Annotated in this window: 11 protein-coding genes, 3 tRNA genes and 1 pseudogene; 6 read left to right on the top strand and 9 right to left on the bottom strand. The window is 64.8% G+C overall.

The genetic code is table 11. From position 1 onward, the window contains the following. Nucleotides 1–146: pseudogene (locus tag Q0A34_RS04960) on the top strand (IS481 family transposase); the annotation flags it as partial. Nucleotides 147–231: 85 nt separating this feature from the next. Here the strand turns inward: Q0A34_RS04960 and Q0A34_RS04965 are convergent. Further along, nucleotides 232–633, bottom strand: coding sequence for a heme-binding protein (locus Q0A34_RS04965; RefSeq protein WP_291478906.1), 402 nt, complete (start codon nt 631–633; stop codon nt 232–234). Nucleotides 634–665: 32 nt separating this feature from the next. After that, complete coding sequence (locus Q0A34_RS04970) at nt 666–1,442, bottom strand: SDR family oxidoreductase (protein ID WP_291478907.1); 777 nt, start codon at nt 1,440–1,442, stop codon at nt 666–668. Nucleotides 1,443–1,543: 101 nt separating this feature from the next. Here Q0A34_RS04970 and Q0A34_RS04975 point away from each other — a divergent pair, with 101 nt between their 5' ends. Then, nucleotides 1,544–2,143 (top strand): TetR family transcriptional regulator, encoded by a 600-nt coding sequence (locus Q0A34_RS04975; RefSeq protein ID WP_291478908.1) that lies wholly within the window; start codon nt 1,544–1,546, stop codon nt 2,141–2,143. A gap of 211 nt (nt 2,144–2,354) precedes the next feature. On the opposite strand, the gene Q0A34_RS04980 is transcribed toward Q0A34_RS04975, so the two are convergent. The 3 genes from Q0A34_RS04980 to Q0A34_RS04990 all read right to left on the bottom strand — a co-directional run bounded on the left by Q0A34_RS04980 (nt 2,355) and on the right by Q0A34_RS04990 (nt 4,936). Then, a complete protein-coding gene (locus Q0A34_RS04980) occupies nt 2,355–3,710 on the bottom strand; it encodes a lipase family protein (RefSeq protein ID WP_291478909.1) in 1,356 nt (451 codons plus the stop codon). A 673-nt stretch (nt 3,711–4,383) separates the two neighbouring features. After that, nucleotides 4,384–4,456: transfer RNA gene (locus Q0A34_RS04985), tRNA-Val, on the bottom strand. Nucleotides 4,457–4,507: 51 nt separating this feature from the next. Continuing rightward, on the bottom strand, nt 4,508–4,936 hold the full coding sequence (locus tag Q0A34_RS04990; protein ID WP_291478910.1) for a DUF3052 domain-containing protein: 429 nt from the start codon (nt 4,934–4,936) through the stop codon (nt 4,508–4,510). 352 nt (nt 4,937–5,288) lie between these two features. Here Q0A34_RS04990 and aceE point away from each other — a divergent pair, with 352 nt between their 5' ends. The 3 genes from aceE to Q0A34_RS05005 all read left to right on the top strand — a co-directional run bounded on the left by aceE (nt 5,289) and on the right by Q0A34_RS05005 (nt 9,420). Further along, a complete protein-coding gene (gene aceE / locus Q0A34_RS04995) occupies nt 5,289–8,102 on the top strand; it encodes a pyruvate dehydrogenase (acetyl-transferring), homodimeric type (RefSeq protein ID WP_291478911.1) in 2,814 nt (937 codons plus the stop codon). 78 nt (nt 8,103–8,180) lie between these two features. Further along, the gene (locus tag Q0A34_RS05000; RefSeq protein WP_291478912.1) at nt 8,181–8,552 is read left to right on the top strand and encodes an acyl carrier protein; all 372 of its coding nucleotides are present in this window, start codon (nt 8,181–8,183) and stop codon (nt 8,550–8,552) included. Between the two features lie 4 nt (nt 8,553–8,556). Then, nucleotides 8,557–9,420 carry a serine hydrolase gene (locus Q0A34_RS05005; RefSeq protein WP_291478913.1) on the top strand — a complete coding sequence of 288 codons (864 nt, stop codon included), beginning with the start codon at nt 8,557–8,559 and terminating at the stop codon, nt 9,418–9,420. Here Q0A34_RS05005 and Q0A34_RS05010 read toward each other — a convergent pair. Together Q0A34_RS05010 and Q0A34_RS05015 are read right to left on the bottom strand one after the other, a co-directional pair. Further along, on the bottom strand, nt 9,405–10,430 hold the full coding sequence (locus tag Q0A34_RS05010) for an SRPBCC family protein (RefSeq protein WP_291478914.1): 1,026 nt from the start codon (nt 10,428–10,430) through the stop codon (nt 9,405–9,407). The genes Q0A34_RS05005 and Q0A34_RS05010 overlap by 16 nt on opposite strands. A gap of 120 nt (nt 10,431–10,550) precedes the next feature. Then, nucleotides 10,551–10,622: transfer RNA gene (locus tag Q0A34_RS05015), tRNA-Asn, on the bottom strand. Nucleotides 10,623–10,828: 206 nt separating this feature from the next. On the opposite strand from Q0A34_RS05015, the gene Q0A34_RS05020 reads away from it, so the two are divergent. After that, a tRNA-Ile gene (locus Q0A34_RS05020) sits at nt 10,829–10,902 on the top strand. 59 nt (nt 10,903–10,961) lie between these two features. On the opposite strand, the gene Q0A34_RS05025 is transcribed toward Q0A34_RS05020, so the two are convergent. Together Q0A34_RS05025 and Q0A34_RS05030 are read right to left on the bottom strand one after the other, a co-directional pair. Beyond that, nucleotides 10,962–11,633, bottom strand: coding sequence for a response regulator transcription factor (locus Q0A34_RS05025; protein ID WP_291478915.1), 672 nt, complete (start codon nt 11,631–11,633; stop codon nt 10,962–10,964). Further along, nucleotides 11,630–12,751: a sensor histidine kinase gene (locus Q0A34_RS05030; RefSeq protein ID WP_291478916.1), complete on the bottom strand. Its 1,122-nt coding sequence runs from the start codon at nt 12,749–12,751 to the stop codon at nt 11,630–11,632. The genes Q0A34_RS05025 and Q0A34_RS05030 overlap by 4 nt, the downstream gene beginning before the upstream one ends. Nucleotides 12,752–12,776 lie beyond the last annotated feature (25 nt).

Raw genomic sequence — 12,776 nt, forward strand, 5'->3', positions numbered from 1 at the left:
ATGCCCGACCGTATCTGAGTGAGACGCACCGTGAGGCGGTGTACGAGCAGTTTCTGCACTACTACAATCTGCATCGAGCCCACACCGCTATCGGAGGTTCGACTCCCTCAGCGCGTGTTCACAACCTCACGGGGAACTACACCTAGGCCTCTATCGGTTTCGCACTGTCAGCGCAGAGCCAGTCACACAGCACACTTCTTCGCAGAGCCAGACTGATCCCTCTGCCCGAGTTCAGCTCACAGCAGCGCGAGCTATCTCGGCGTCCTGGTCTGGCGTGCCGCCAGAGACGCCCAGAGCCCCGAGCAGGTTCCCCTCCACATCAGTAATGGGCATGCCGCCTCCCATGAGCAGTAGTCCACCGTTGGTGTGGTCGAAGTGCGCGTAGGGTTCACCCAACTGCACGGGGGCGTTTAGCGCTTCGCTCGGCATCTCGAACATCACCGAGGTCCGTGCTTTCGCGACAGCGAGGTCGTTGGATGCCAGCCATGCTCGGTCCATGCGCTCGAAGGAGACAAGGTTGGCACCGGCGTCGAGGACGGCGAATACTGCGTTCAGTCCTAGTTCCTGTGCCTTGTGCTTGCCTGTAGCGATAGCCTGTGTGGCTGATTCGAGGGTGATTGTAGGTTGTGCCATGGGGTCTGCTCCTTACGTTCTCCTGCGGAGAATTAGGCTTTCTGGGTCCACTCGGTTTCCTGCCACTGCTTGGCGGCAGCAATGGTTTCCTGTGGACGCATGGTTCGGTAGTCAGGGTTGTCGGACGTGATCGTGTCGACCATCGCGTCGATCATTTCCTGCGGATCGGCCTGATCCGCCAGTGAGTCTCTGAAGTCAGGCATAGGGATATTCGCGGTGTCGGGGTTGTACCACTGCACGTAGCTTTCAGCGCCGGTGTCGTTGAAACCGGTGTTGAAAACTCCGGGGTTCACGGTGGCGACCTTGATTCCGAAGGGCTCGAGTTCGGCCTTCATCGAACCGGCGATCGCTTCGATCGCATGCTTGGTGGCGCAGTAGGCCCCCAGGAACGGAACAACGAGGATGCCACCCATTGATGAGGTCCACACGATACGTCCCTGCTGACGCTCGATCATCTTCGGGGCGATGGCCTGTACCAGTTCGAGATGGCCGAACACGTTGATGTCGAAGGACTCGCGGACTCGCTGAAGTGGGATGTCGACGATGGCTCCACCTTCCATGACGCCTGCGTTGAGCACGAGCACATCCACGTCGAAACTTGCGGCATGGGAGATATCGATGTTGTCCCGCAGGTTGAGCTTGATGACAGTCATTTCAACATCGGCAGCTTGTGCGTCTTCGCGCATGCTTCGTACCTGTGGCCATGTCTCAGCGGCCGCGATGACGTCCTGGCCTTGACGGGCGAGCTCGATAGCCGCTCCGCGTCCGAATCCACTGCTGGCGCCGGTAATGAGAATCTTCTGGGACATGCGCACTCCTTGGGGTAACTATCTGGATACTTACAAACCACATCGTCACACGGGCGGATCCTTTTGTCAATAACTAGTTGGTTACCGGTAGGTTGGATGCCATGCCGCCCAACGCCGCCGAAACCAAGCGAAGGATCTTAGAAGCCGCTCGTAGCGAGTTCGCCGAGCATGGCCTGGCGGGTGCCCGAGTGGACCGGATCGCCGAAGCGGGCAATGTCAACAAACGGTCGATCTACGTGCACTTCGGCCCCAAGGACACCCTGTTCGACATCATTGTGGCGCTATCACTGACCGAGATGGCAGAGGCGGTCCCGTTCACGGTCGAAGACCTCCCCGGATATGCAGGAGCACTGTTCGATTACCTGATTGAGCATCCAGAGGTTCTTCGGTTGACCTCGTGGGCCGGGCTGGAACGCCCCGACGCTTCTGCCGATGAGGCCGCTGCGTACGCACCGAAGATAGCGGCACTCTCGGAGAGGTTCGGCGGACAGGCAGTCGACGTTCTCGCCCTGTTGTTGGGTCAGGTAACAGCGTGGCAATACGCCTCCCCGGCGCTTAAGGTCCACTCCCCGGAGGAATCTTGGTCAGCTAAACGCTTGAGACATCATCGAGCACTGCTCGTCGCCTCAGTCGCCAGCCTTATCGACACCGCAGAGCAGGACTACGCCCCCAGGGGATCCTGGCCAGTTGGTCTGGGTTGAACTAGGTCGGCAGAATGCTGGGTCCGAGCCAGTCTCGCTGTATTCAGAGCAGGCGACGCGTAACGACAGCGGTGCCGATGCCCCCGGCGAAGGATCTTCCATGAATCCTGGTAGCACGGCACTATTTCCACAAACATGACGATCGAGGCGGCGTTGATCCTTACAAACCTGCGGTGCCAGAATCTTAGCCTGTCGCTGTGTACCACGTTGCCTAGAACCGCCCGCAGTTACTGGGCGCGGGCCGATCATTGAAGCGGTCCACCATGTAGCTCATCGCAGGCCCGGCGTTGGTGAGCATCGGCACCGCGTGGTTGATCGCGGACTTCGGGAGGATCGACGGCAGCGGATCGGTGACGAACTGGACGGTGCCGCCAGCCTCGCAGTACCGTGCGGCGGTCTCGCGGGCCTGGCCCCAGGGGATGGTGTCGTCGTTCTTACCGTTGGCGATCATGAGGGGGGCGTTGAGATCGGTGTAGGCGGAAGCCAGTTTGTAGCTCTCCAGGACGCTGCGCAGACGTTCGTCGTCGCGGGCGATCTCGCCGAAGGAACGGCCGTCCTTTGTCATCGTGCGGGTGTCGGTCAACCCCCAGCGGACGACAGAGTCACCGATGCAGCGGTCCTTGGTGTCCGCGAGGAATTCTTTGCCGCGGTCGTTGAAGTACTCGTCCTGCAGGGACGCCAGTTCCGGGTGCCGCTCCAGGGCTCCGTTCAGGGCGTAGCCGAGAACCCCGGTGATGGCGTGACGGTCGACAGCGTCGACGACCTCCAGCAGGTCAGCAGGCGGAGCGCCGGCGAACGTCCCCTTGACGTTGAGTTCCGGGGCGTAGCTCGACGCCATCTCGGCGGCGGCCGCCGCCGACCCGCCGCCCTGCGAGTAGCCGAAGAAGCCGACAGGGGAGTCCGACGGCAGGCCGAGCTGCGACAGCCCGGCCCGGGCGGCGTCGAGAGTGGCCTGCCCCTGCTCCGGGTTGTTGACGTAGGTGTGCTGACCGGGGGTGCCGAGTCCGATGAGGTCGACGACGACCACGTTCATGCCCAGCGCACTGGCTGCGGCGTGGAACGGGTATTCGTAGTTGAGGTTGACCGCACCGTTGCCGGTGTCGACCCCGAAAAGCTGGTACGAACTCCTCGACGGTGCACAGATGTCGCCTGAGCCGCGGGTGCCGGGTGAATAGACCAGGGTGGGGGCGGGCCCTTTGCCGTGCCACGTGCCGGACGCCTTGAGTACGACTCCGCTGGCCGCGACCCGGTCCCCGTCCTCGGTGGTGGAGGTGTACAGGATCTTCTCCGCGCTACCGGGCCCGTCGGTGCCGGCCAGGTCGAGCAGCTGGGGAGCGTCCTGGGTGCGGATGACCTCTCCCGGCGTGTCGGGCAGGCTGTCCGGCGGGAGGTAGAAAGGGTCGGAGTCGGTGGTGGCGGGCGCGCCGGCGGGTGGGGGCCAGGAGATGCCCGGAATGCTGTCGGAGCCCTGGGCGGCGGCGCCGGTGATGCCCGCTGCGAGGGTGATGACCGTTGCCGTGGAGAGTGCGGTGAACCACTTCGGTGCTCTTATAGTGAAGAACGTCATATCTTATATATATACACAAAGGTAAACTCGTTGTCACTTCGGGACATAGCCGGCCATGGGCCTGCCGCATCCCGAATAATGAGTGTAAAGACACCACCGCCAATTTCAGGCCCCGAGCCAGCTACTGCTTCGCTTCAATGAGGGCGACGGTTAAGGCAGTGTTGACTGACAACCACTCCTCCTACCGCACGCACGCGTTCAACGATGCCCTGGAGTAAGAAAGGCCACGTAAGGGTTCCATCCGAGTGCACCAGCCGCAGATCAACGGCAAGGTCGAGCGATTCCACCGCACGCTGATCAGTGAGTGAGCTTACGCGAAGCCGTATCTCAGCGAAGCGAACCGCTAGGCAGCGTACGAGCTGTTGCCGCACTACTGCAAATACCGCTGAGCTCACATCACAATCGGCCGTCCGACTCCCTCAGCGCCAGGTCACGACCCCACGGGGAACTACAACTACGGCGTCACGGTTCTGCTTATTAACCCGGAACAACAATGGAGGGAAACCAGTCGGCTCCGTCAGGTGGGAGAGCGGAACCCGAGGGGAACTGTGAACCGCCCCGGAGCGCCCCACCCCGGTCGGTAGGTCAGTAGATTACACGGTAGATCGGCTGACCGGAGAGAATACAAGCACCCTCAGGACCAACGCGAAGGCTGTTCAGAGGGTGTTCATTGTGCGCACTGACGGGTTCGAACCGCCGACCTGCTGGGTGTAAACCAGCTGCTCTTCCAGCTGAGCTAAATGCGCGTCATTCCCCGACAGTCCCGACAGGACCGCTCACCGGGAACCTCTAGAACCTTAGCGCTTCGTGCCGCCGGGTACCAGACAGGCCCCCTGCCAGTTACCGAGGCGCGTGGAGATCGTCTGCACGAGCCCGGCGACCTGGGCGGACTCGGCGATCTCGCCGGGCTCCACCGTCCCCGGGGTGCCTGCGGCCGGGGTCAGCAGCCAGATCCGGCCGGAGTCCCCCAGGTTCCTGGTCGCGTCGACGAGTCCGTCGACGAGGTCACCGTCGTCGTGGCGCCACCACAGCAGAACAACGTCGACCATCTCATCGGTCTCTTCGTCCAGAAGAGCTTCACCGATGACCTCCTCGAGGCCTTCGCTGATCGAGCTGTCAGCGTCTTCGTCCCAACCGAGCTCCTGCACGATCTGGCCGTTGGTCACGTCCAACAACTCTGCCCAGTCCTGTCCTTCGTGCACTGCTGCGCCGGAGGCGTCTCCCACTTGCGGTTCCCTGACCTTTCCTCTGATATTTCTGGTGTCATTACTTGTTGCACCCTCTGTGAGGGTACGTCGCGTAGATCTTCCGAGTGGCATATTTCACCATTCGCCCGGGGCCCCGGGGCCGCGGATGACGCGTCGTACGCGACACCCGCAGTTCAAGGCACCGATCTCCCCTGCATAGTAGGGGAAGTATCTGGTCATGGCTAGACGGCGAGCCCACTTCACCGTCATCGCGCTGGAATTACCCGCCGGAGTCTTCCGTAGTATCGGACAGTGACAGACCGTCGACAGGCGCCGCAGTCGTAAACCTGGACTGCGGGGCACGTCCATTCCCGTACCCAGGAGGAGCGTCATGACTACTGCATCCAGCAGGTCACCCCAGTCCGACCCGTCGGACAGCAACTTCAGCAGCATCCGCGACGGTGTCGCGTCCTATCTCCGCGACTCCGACCCCGAGGAGACCAGGGAGTGGATGGACTCGCTCGACGGCCTCCTCGGCAACGCCGGCCCCGACCGCGCCCGGTACCTGATGCTGCGCCTGCTGGAACGCGCCTCCGCCAAGCGCGTCCCGATGCCCCCGCTGCTCTCCACGGACTACGTCAACACCATCCCCACCACCATGGAGCCGGAGTTCCCCGGTGACGAGGACATGGAGAAGCGCTACCGTCGCTGGATCCGGTGGAACGCCGCGGTGATGGTCCACCGCGCCCAGCGCCCCGGCATCGGAGTCGGCGGCCACATCTCCTCCTACGCCTCCGCCGCCGCCCTCTACGAGGTCGGCTTCAACCACTTCTTCCGCGGCAAGGACCACCCCGGCGGCGGCGACCACGTCTTCTTCCAGGGCCACGCCTCCCCCGGCGTCTACGCCCGCGCCTTCCTCGAGGGCCGGCTGACCGAGGAGGAGATGGACGCCTTCCGCCAGGAGAAGAGCAAGCCCGGCAAGGGGATGCCCAGCTACCCGCACCCGCACGGCATGCCGGAGTTCTGGGAGTTCCCGACGGTCTCCATGGGCCTCGGCCCGATGAACGCGATCTACCAGGCGCGCTTCGACCGCTACCTGCACGACCGCGGCATCAGGGACACCTCCGACCAGCACACCTGGGCGTTCCTCGGCGACGGTGAGATGGACGAGCCGGAATCCCGCGGCCTCATCCAGCAGGCTGCGCTGTACAACCTGGACAACCTGACCTTCGTGGTCAACTGCAACCTCCAGCGTCTCGACGGCCCGGTGCGCGGCAACACCAAGATCATCCAGGAGCTCGAGAGCTTCTTCCGCGGTGCCGGCTGGAACGTCATCAAGGTCGTGTGGGCGCGTGAGTGGGACGACCTGCTCGCCAAGGACAAGGACGGCGACCTGGTCAACGTCATGAACACCACCCCCGACGGCGACTACCAGACCTTCAAGGCCAAGGACGGCGCGTACGTCCGCAAGTACTTCTTCGAGAAGAACCCGGAGACCGCCAAGCTCGTCGAGGACATGACGGACGAGGAGATCTTCGCCCTGCGTCGCGGCGGGCACGACTACCGCAAGATCTACGCGGCCTACAAGCGCGCCCTGGAGACCAAGGACCAGCCCACCGTCATCCTGGCCCACACCATCAAGGGATACGGACTGGGCCACAACTTCGAGGGCCGCAACGCCACCCACCAGATGAAGAAGCTGGCGTTGGAGGACCTCAAGCAGTTCCGCGACAAGCAGGAGATCCCGATCTCCGACGAGGAGCTGGAGAAGGACCCCTACCTCCCGCCGTACTTCAACCCGGGCCCGGACTCCCCCGAGGTGCGGTACATGCTGGAACGCCGCAGGGAGCTCGGCGGGGCCGTCCCCGAACGGCGCAGCTCCTACACCCCGCTGAAGGTGCCCGAGGTCAAGGACATCGCCAAGAGCGTGCTGAAGGGGTCCGGGAACCAGGAGGTCGCCACGACCATGGCCCTGGTCCGCGCCCTCAAGGACCTGATGCGTGACCCGGAGATCAAGAAGCGTCTCGTCCCGATCATCCCGGACGAGGCCCGCACCTTCGGCATGGACGCCTGGTTCCCCACGCTGAAGATCTACAACAACCACGGGCAGAACTACACCCCGGTCGACGCCGACCTGATGCTCTCCTACAAGGAGTCCACCACCGGGCAGATCCTGCACGAGGGCATCAACGAGGCGGGGTCCGTGGCTTCCTTCACCGCCGCGGCCACCTCCTACGCCACCCACGGCGAGCCGATGATCCCGCTGTACATCTTCTACGCCATGTTCGGCTTCCAGCGCACCGGTGACGGCATCTGGGCCGCCGCCGACCAGATGGCCCGCGGGTTCCTCATCGGCGCGACCGCCGGCCGCACCACCCTGACCGGTGAGGGCCTGCAGCACATGGACGGCCACTCGCTGCTGCTCGCCGCCACCAACCCGGCCGTCGTCGCCTGGGACCCCGCCTTCGGCTACGAGATCGCCTACATCCTGCGCGACGGCATCCAGCGCATGTACGGGGAGGGCTCCGGCGAGGACAACCGTGGCGAGAACGTCATCTACTACCTCACCGCCTACAACGAGCCGGTCCACCAGCCGGCCGTGCCGGAGAACCTGGACGTCGAGGGACTGCTCAAGGGCATCTACCTCTACTCCCCCGCCGACCGCCTGATCGGCACCGGCGCGAACTCCACCGGTGACGCCGGCCCGGCCCCGGAATCCGACCTGCAGGCCAACATCCTGGCCTCCGGCGTCGGAGTCACCGAGGCCATCCGGGCCAAGGAGATGCTGCGCGAGAACTACGACGTCAACGTCTCGCTGTACTCGGTCACCTCCTGGACCGAACTGGCCCGGGAAGGTGCCGCCCTGTCCCGCGAGGCGCTGCGACACCCCTCGGCCGAGACGCCGACCCCCTACGTCACCCAGGTGCTTGACCGGGCGACCGGCCCGTTCATCGGGGTCTCCGACTTCGCCACGGACCTCCCGGAGCAGATCCGTGCCTACGTCCCCGGCGACTACTCGACCCTGGGCTGCGACGGTTTCGGCTTCGCCGACACCCGGGCAGCCGCGCGCCGGTTCTTCAACTCCGACGCCGAGTCCATCGTGGTGGCGGTGCTGTCCGCCCTGGCCCGCGAAGGCAAGTTCAGCTGGGACGACGTCAACGACGCCGCCGAGGAGCTGAACCTGACGGACCCGACGAAGGCGTAGCACCGGCCGCCGGGAGTCCTGTTGCTAATGTGGTCCCCGACAGTAAAGGGACCACAGAACCCAGAAAGGTCGATGTCCGTGGAGATCTCACCGGATGCCCGAGACAAGCTCGCCGAAAAACTCGGTGGTGACCCCGTCACCGCCGAGGACGGGGCGTCCCAGGGAACGCGTCCCTCCCGCAACGCCCGCAACGGGTCGGTCGACCCGCTGTCGCGAATCTCGATGATCATCGAGGACGCCACGGGGGTCGACGTCGAGGAGATCGCCGCCGACAGCGACCTGACCGACGACCTCCACATCGACTCGGTCTCTCGGATCGACATCGCCATCCGCATCGAGGACGCCTTCGGGGTGCGTGTCGAGGAGGAGGACCTCGACGCCACCCGCACCGTCGCCGACATCGTGCGGTTCGTCGAGTCCCGGTCCCCCGCACGCACCGAGGGCGCCTGACCCCGTGCAGGTGAAGGACGTCCTCGCCGAGACCGCCGCCTGGCCCGTCGACACGGTGGCGGCGGCGGCGCTCCACGGGACCACGGTGACGGCACACGGCGACACCGGGCGGCTCTTCCCCCTGGCCAGCGTCAGTAAACTGGTCACGGCCCACAGTGTCCTCATCGCCACCGAGGAAGGCGCGTTCTCCCTCGGAGACACCGTGGCCGAGATCAACGAGGAGTACGCCACCAACGTGGAGGGACCCCCGGACGCCACCGTCCGCGAACTGCTCAGCCACGCCTCCGGTGTGGGGATGCAGTCACGCGTGCGCGAGAAGCCTGCCGGGACGCGCCGGATCTACTCCTCCGCAGGCTACGAGATCCTCGCCGACCTGGTCTCCGCCACAGGCATCCCCTTCGCCGGGTACACGCGTGCCGCGGTGTGCGAGCCCCTGGGCCTGTCGACGGACGACATCGACCTCTCCGGGTCCGCCGGCCACGGATTCAGCGCCACACTCTCCGCCATGACGGCACTGGCCGCCGAGTTCCTGACCCCGACTCTACTGTCGGAACAGACCTGGGTGGACGCCCTTTCCATCCAGAACGGCGACCTCGACGGTATCGTCCCCGGCTACGGGCGCCAGAACCCCTGTCCCTGGGGGCTCGGAGCCGAGATACACGACGGCAAGTCCCCCCACTGGATGGGTCAGACCATGCCACCGGACACCGCCGGACACTTCGGCCAGTCCGGCACGTTCCTGTGGTTCCACCGTCCCACCGGCAACGCCGCAGTGGTGCTCACCGACCGGGACTTCGGTCCGTGGGCGAAGGAACGGTGGGACGGTTTCAACGACCGGCTGTGGGACGCGCTTCAGCCCAGGAGCTGATCGAGCCTGGCGTAGCTCGCCTCCATGCCGTCCACCATCCCGGTCCCCAGGATCATGTCGCGGACGGCCTCCCCCGGATACGTGATCACCAGGGTCAGCAGGGTTCCGTCCGCCACCGGGGACAAGGTCAGTTCATTGCGGGTCACCGGGCCGTCGTCGACAGGTGTACCCCGACCGTCGGTCATCATCTCGGTCGTGACCATACGGTAGGGCTCCTCCACCTCCAGCACCGTGCCGGTGAATCCGAAGGACTCGGCCCCCTCAGCGCCGGTGTCGTCACCTCCGTCTGCCCCGTCCGCCCCGTCCCTGGCCCACACGGAGCGGTAGCTTTCGCCGACGGTCGTGGACGTCTCACAGACCGGCATCGACCAACCTTCCGGACCCAGCTGCCAACGGCGCAGGACATCGGCGTCGTGGTGGGCATCCCAGACCTGGCGGACCGTTCCGGGGAGGACCCGGTTGATCCTCACGAGGGTGCTGCCGAGAATCGTCAGCTTCGTCCCGGTGCCGGCGGCGGCAGGGTCCGGTTCCTCGAGCACACCGTCAAGTTGCCCCAACGCGGCCTCCATCCCCTGGTCCATGCCCATCTCCAGCATGGACCGCATCTGTTCCTCACTGTCGAAGGAGGTGACCATCGTCATCCTCGACCCGCGGTCGGTGTCGTCGAACCGGAAGGTCATGGTCATCTCGGGGGTCGCAGGATTCGGATCGCCTGACTCGTCGGCGAACCCGTCCCGCACCGTGAACGACGCCGGGGCGTCGACCTGGCTGAAGGTCCAGTACCCTGCGGACCGGTCACCGTCCGGGCCCGTCATCACGTAGTTCGACCGCCCGCCGACAGCGACGTCGTGGCGGGTGAACCTCGCGGGGTACGTCGGTGGCCCCCAGAAGCGTTCGAGCTGGTTCGGGTCGGCGTAGGCGTTCCAGAGCCTCCGGGCGGCGACCGGGTAGTCGGCGACGATCTCGATGGTCGAGTCGTCGGTGTTCGTGTGGACGGTTCGCACAGGCATGGCGGGCGCTCCTTCAGCGGGAGATCCAGTATATGCACAGCGCACGGCGCGGGGACAGGGTCAATTCTCCCCGTGCACCGAAAAACCGCCGACCACGGTGTGGTCGGCGGTTGCGTTCTGCTCCTCCAGCTGGACTCGAACCAGCAACCCTTCGATTAACAGTCGAATGCTCTGCCATTGAGCTATGGAGGAATACTGCGGCCGGGGATGCGCTCTCCCCTGCAACGGAATGGAACTTTACAGAGGTCGACACAAAGGATCAAATCATGGCCACCACCTGCAGATACAAGGCTTCCTGCCCACCACCGGAGCCCCCAGGTGACCCCCGGTGAACGTGCCGGGGAGATCATGGGGGACCTGCCCACGTGACCAAGGGCCGTGTGCTTAAATGTCGACACGGGGCTATAGCTCAGTTGGTTAGAGCCGCGGACTCATAATCCGCTGGTCGCGGGTTCAAGCCCCGCTGGCCCCACGGTACGGATCCACCCCCCTCAGAGGCCGCCGTCCCCGCGGACGGCGGCCTCTCTGCGTTCAACGGCCTGCGTCCGACCCCGGCTCGATGAGGCCCGATTCATAGGCCAGGACCACGAGTTGCGAACGATCGCGGGCGTGCAGTTTGGACAGCAGTCTGCTGACGTAGGTCCGCGCCGTCGCCGGACTGATGTAGAGGCTCGCACCGATCTCAGCATTCGATTCACCGAGGCCGACCCTGGACAGGACGTCCCGTTCACGGTCGGTCAGCCCGTCCAGCAGCTCCGGCCGAACGCACGCTTCAGAGTATGCGGCGAATCTCTCCAGTACCTTGGTGGTCACCGACGGGGACAACAACGACTCCCCTTCCGCGACCACGCGGACGGCATCCCGCAGTTCTGCCGGCGCAACATCCTTCAGTAGGTAGCCGGCTGCTCCGGCCCGTATCGCCGCGGCGATATCGTCGTCATCGTCGAACGTCGTCAGGACAATCACCCGGGTCCCTTCCAGAGAAGGGTCCTGGGTGATCTGCGCCGTAGCTGCGATCCCGTCCATCCTCGGCATTCGGATGTCCATCAGGACGACGTCCGGTCGGTACCGCCGGACGACGCCGAGTCCGCCCTGACCGTCTGATGCCTCGGCGACGACCTCGATGTCACCGTCGTGCTGAGACAGAGTACGCAGGCCGGTACGGACCAGTTCCTGGTCATCCACGAGCGCAATACGGATCATGACCCCAACCTCGCCGGCATCGTCGCGGTGACGGTGAAACCACGGTCGTTCCCTGTGTACAGACGGCCTCCGAGGATACCCACACGCTCTCTCATCCCGGTCAGTCCGAAACGGTCGGCGTCCGCCGGAGCGCCGGACGCCCCCTGCCCGTCGTCGGCGACGGTGACCGTCAACACCGCAGACCGCACACTGGCAGTGATGTCCACCGACGATGCACCGGCATGGCGCAGGACGTTCGTGAGTGATTCCTGGATTACCCGGTACGCCGTCGCATCCACCGCCGGGGAGAGCTCGTCGACCGCGACATCGATCTTCATCCTGACCTCGAGCCCACTTGCCCGAGCCTGATCGGCGAGAACATCGACATCCGAGAGCGAATGGACGCCACGGAAGGTGTCGTCCGGGTCCGAACGCAGCAGACGTAGCATCGTCCGCAGTTCGGTCAGGGTCGCAGAAGTCTGCTTGCTGACCATGTCGACGGCGTGGGCCGCCACAGTGTTCCCGTCACCGAGTGCATCGCGGGCAACACCCGCCTGCAGGGAGATCACCGAGAGCCCGTGGCCGACCGTGTCGTGGAGCTCGCGGGAGATGTGTTCACGTTCCACCACCTTGTTGAGATGGTTGATCTTCTCCTGCTGCGCCCCGTACAGCCGGCGTGCACGGATGCCGTGCCCGAGAGACACCGCCGCGGCAATCAGTGCCAGCGTCGACACCGACTCCGTTCCGATCAGGTATCCGACGGGCTGCGGGTCGTCCCGTAACCGGAAGGCCAACGAGACGGCGAACACCAGAGCCCCTCCAGCCACCGCCCACGGTGTGAGACCACGTTCCGCAGTCGAGAACAGAGCAGCTGCGACCGGGAGAGCCACCCCGATCGGCGGATACTCGAACGAGTAGTAGGCGAATGTCCCCAGGACGCTAAGCCACAGGACCGCCAGCGGGAACCTGCGCCGGACGAGGAGCACGGCTCCGAACACCGTGACGAGCAGGTACGCCCCCGGATCCGGACGGTGGTCGGTCCCCACCCGCGACAACGCGACGACACTGACAAGCACCACCGCGACCAGGACGGCCATCGAGGCGTCCACCAACCAGCATGGAACATGCACCCGTGCCACGTCGTGGGGCGTTCCGTGCACTTAG

The organism is Corynebacterium sp., assembly GCF_022712195.1.
Taxonomy (GTDB): domain Bacteria; phylum Actinomycetota; class Actinomycetes; order Mycobacteriales; family Mycobacteriaceae; genus Corynebacterium.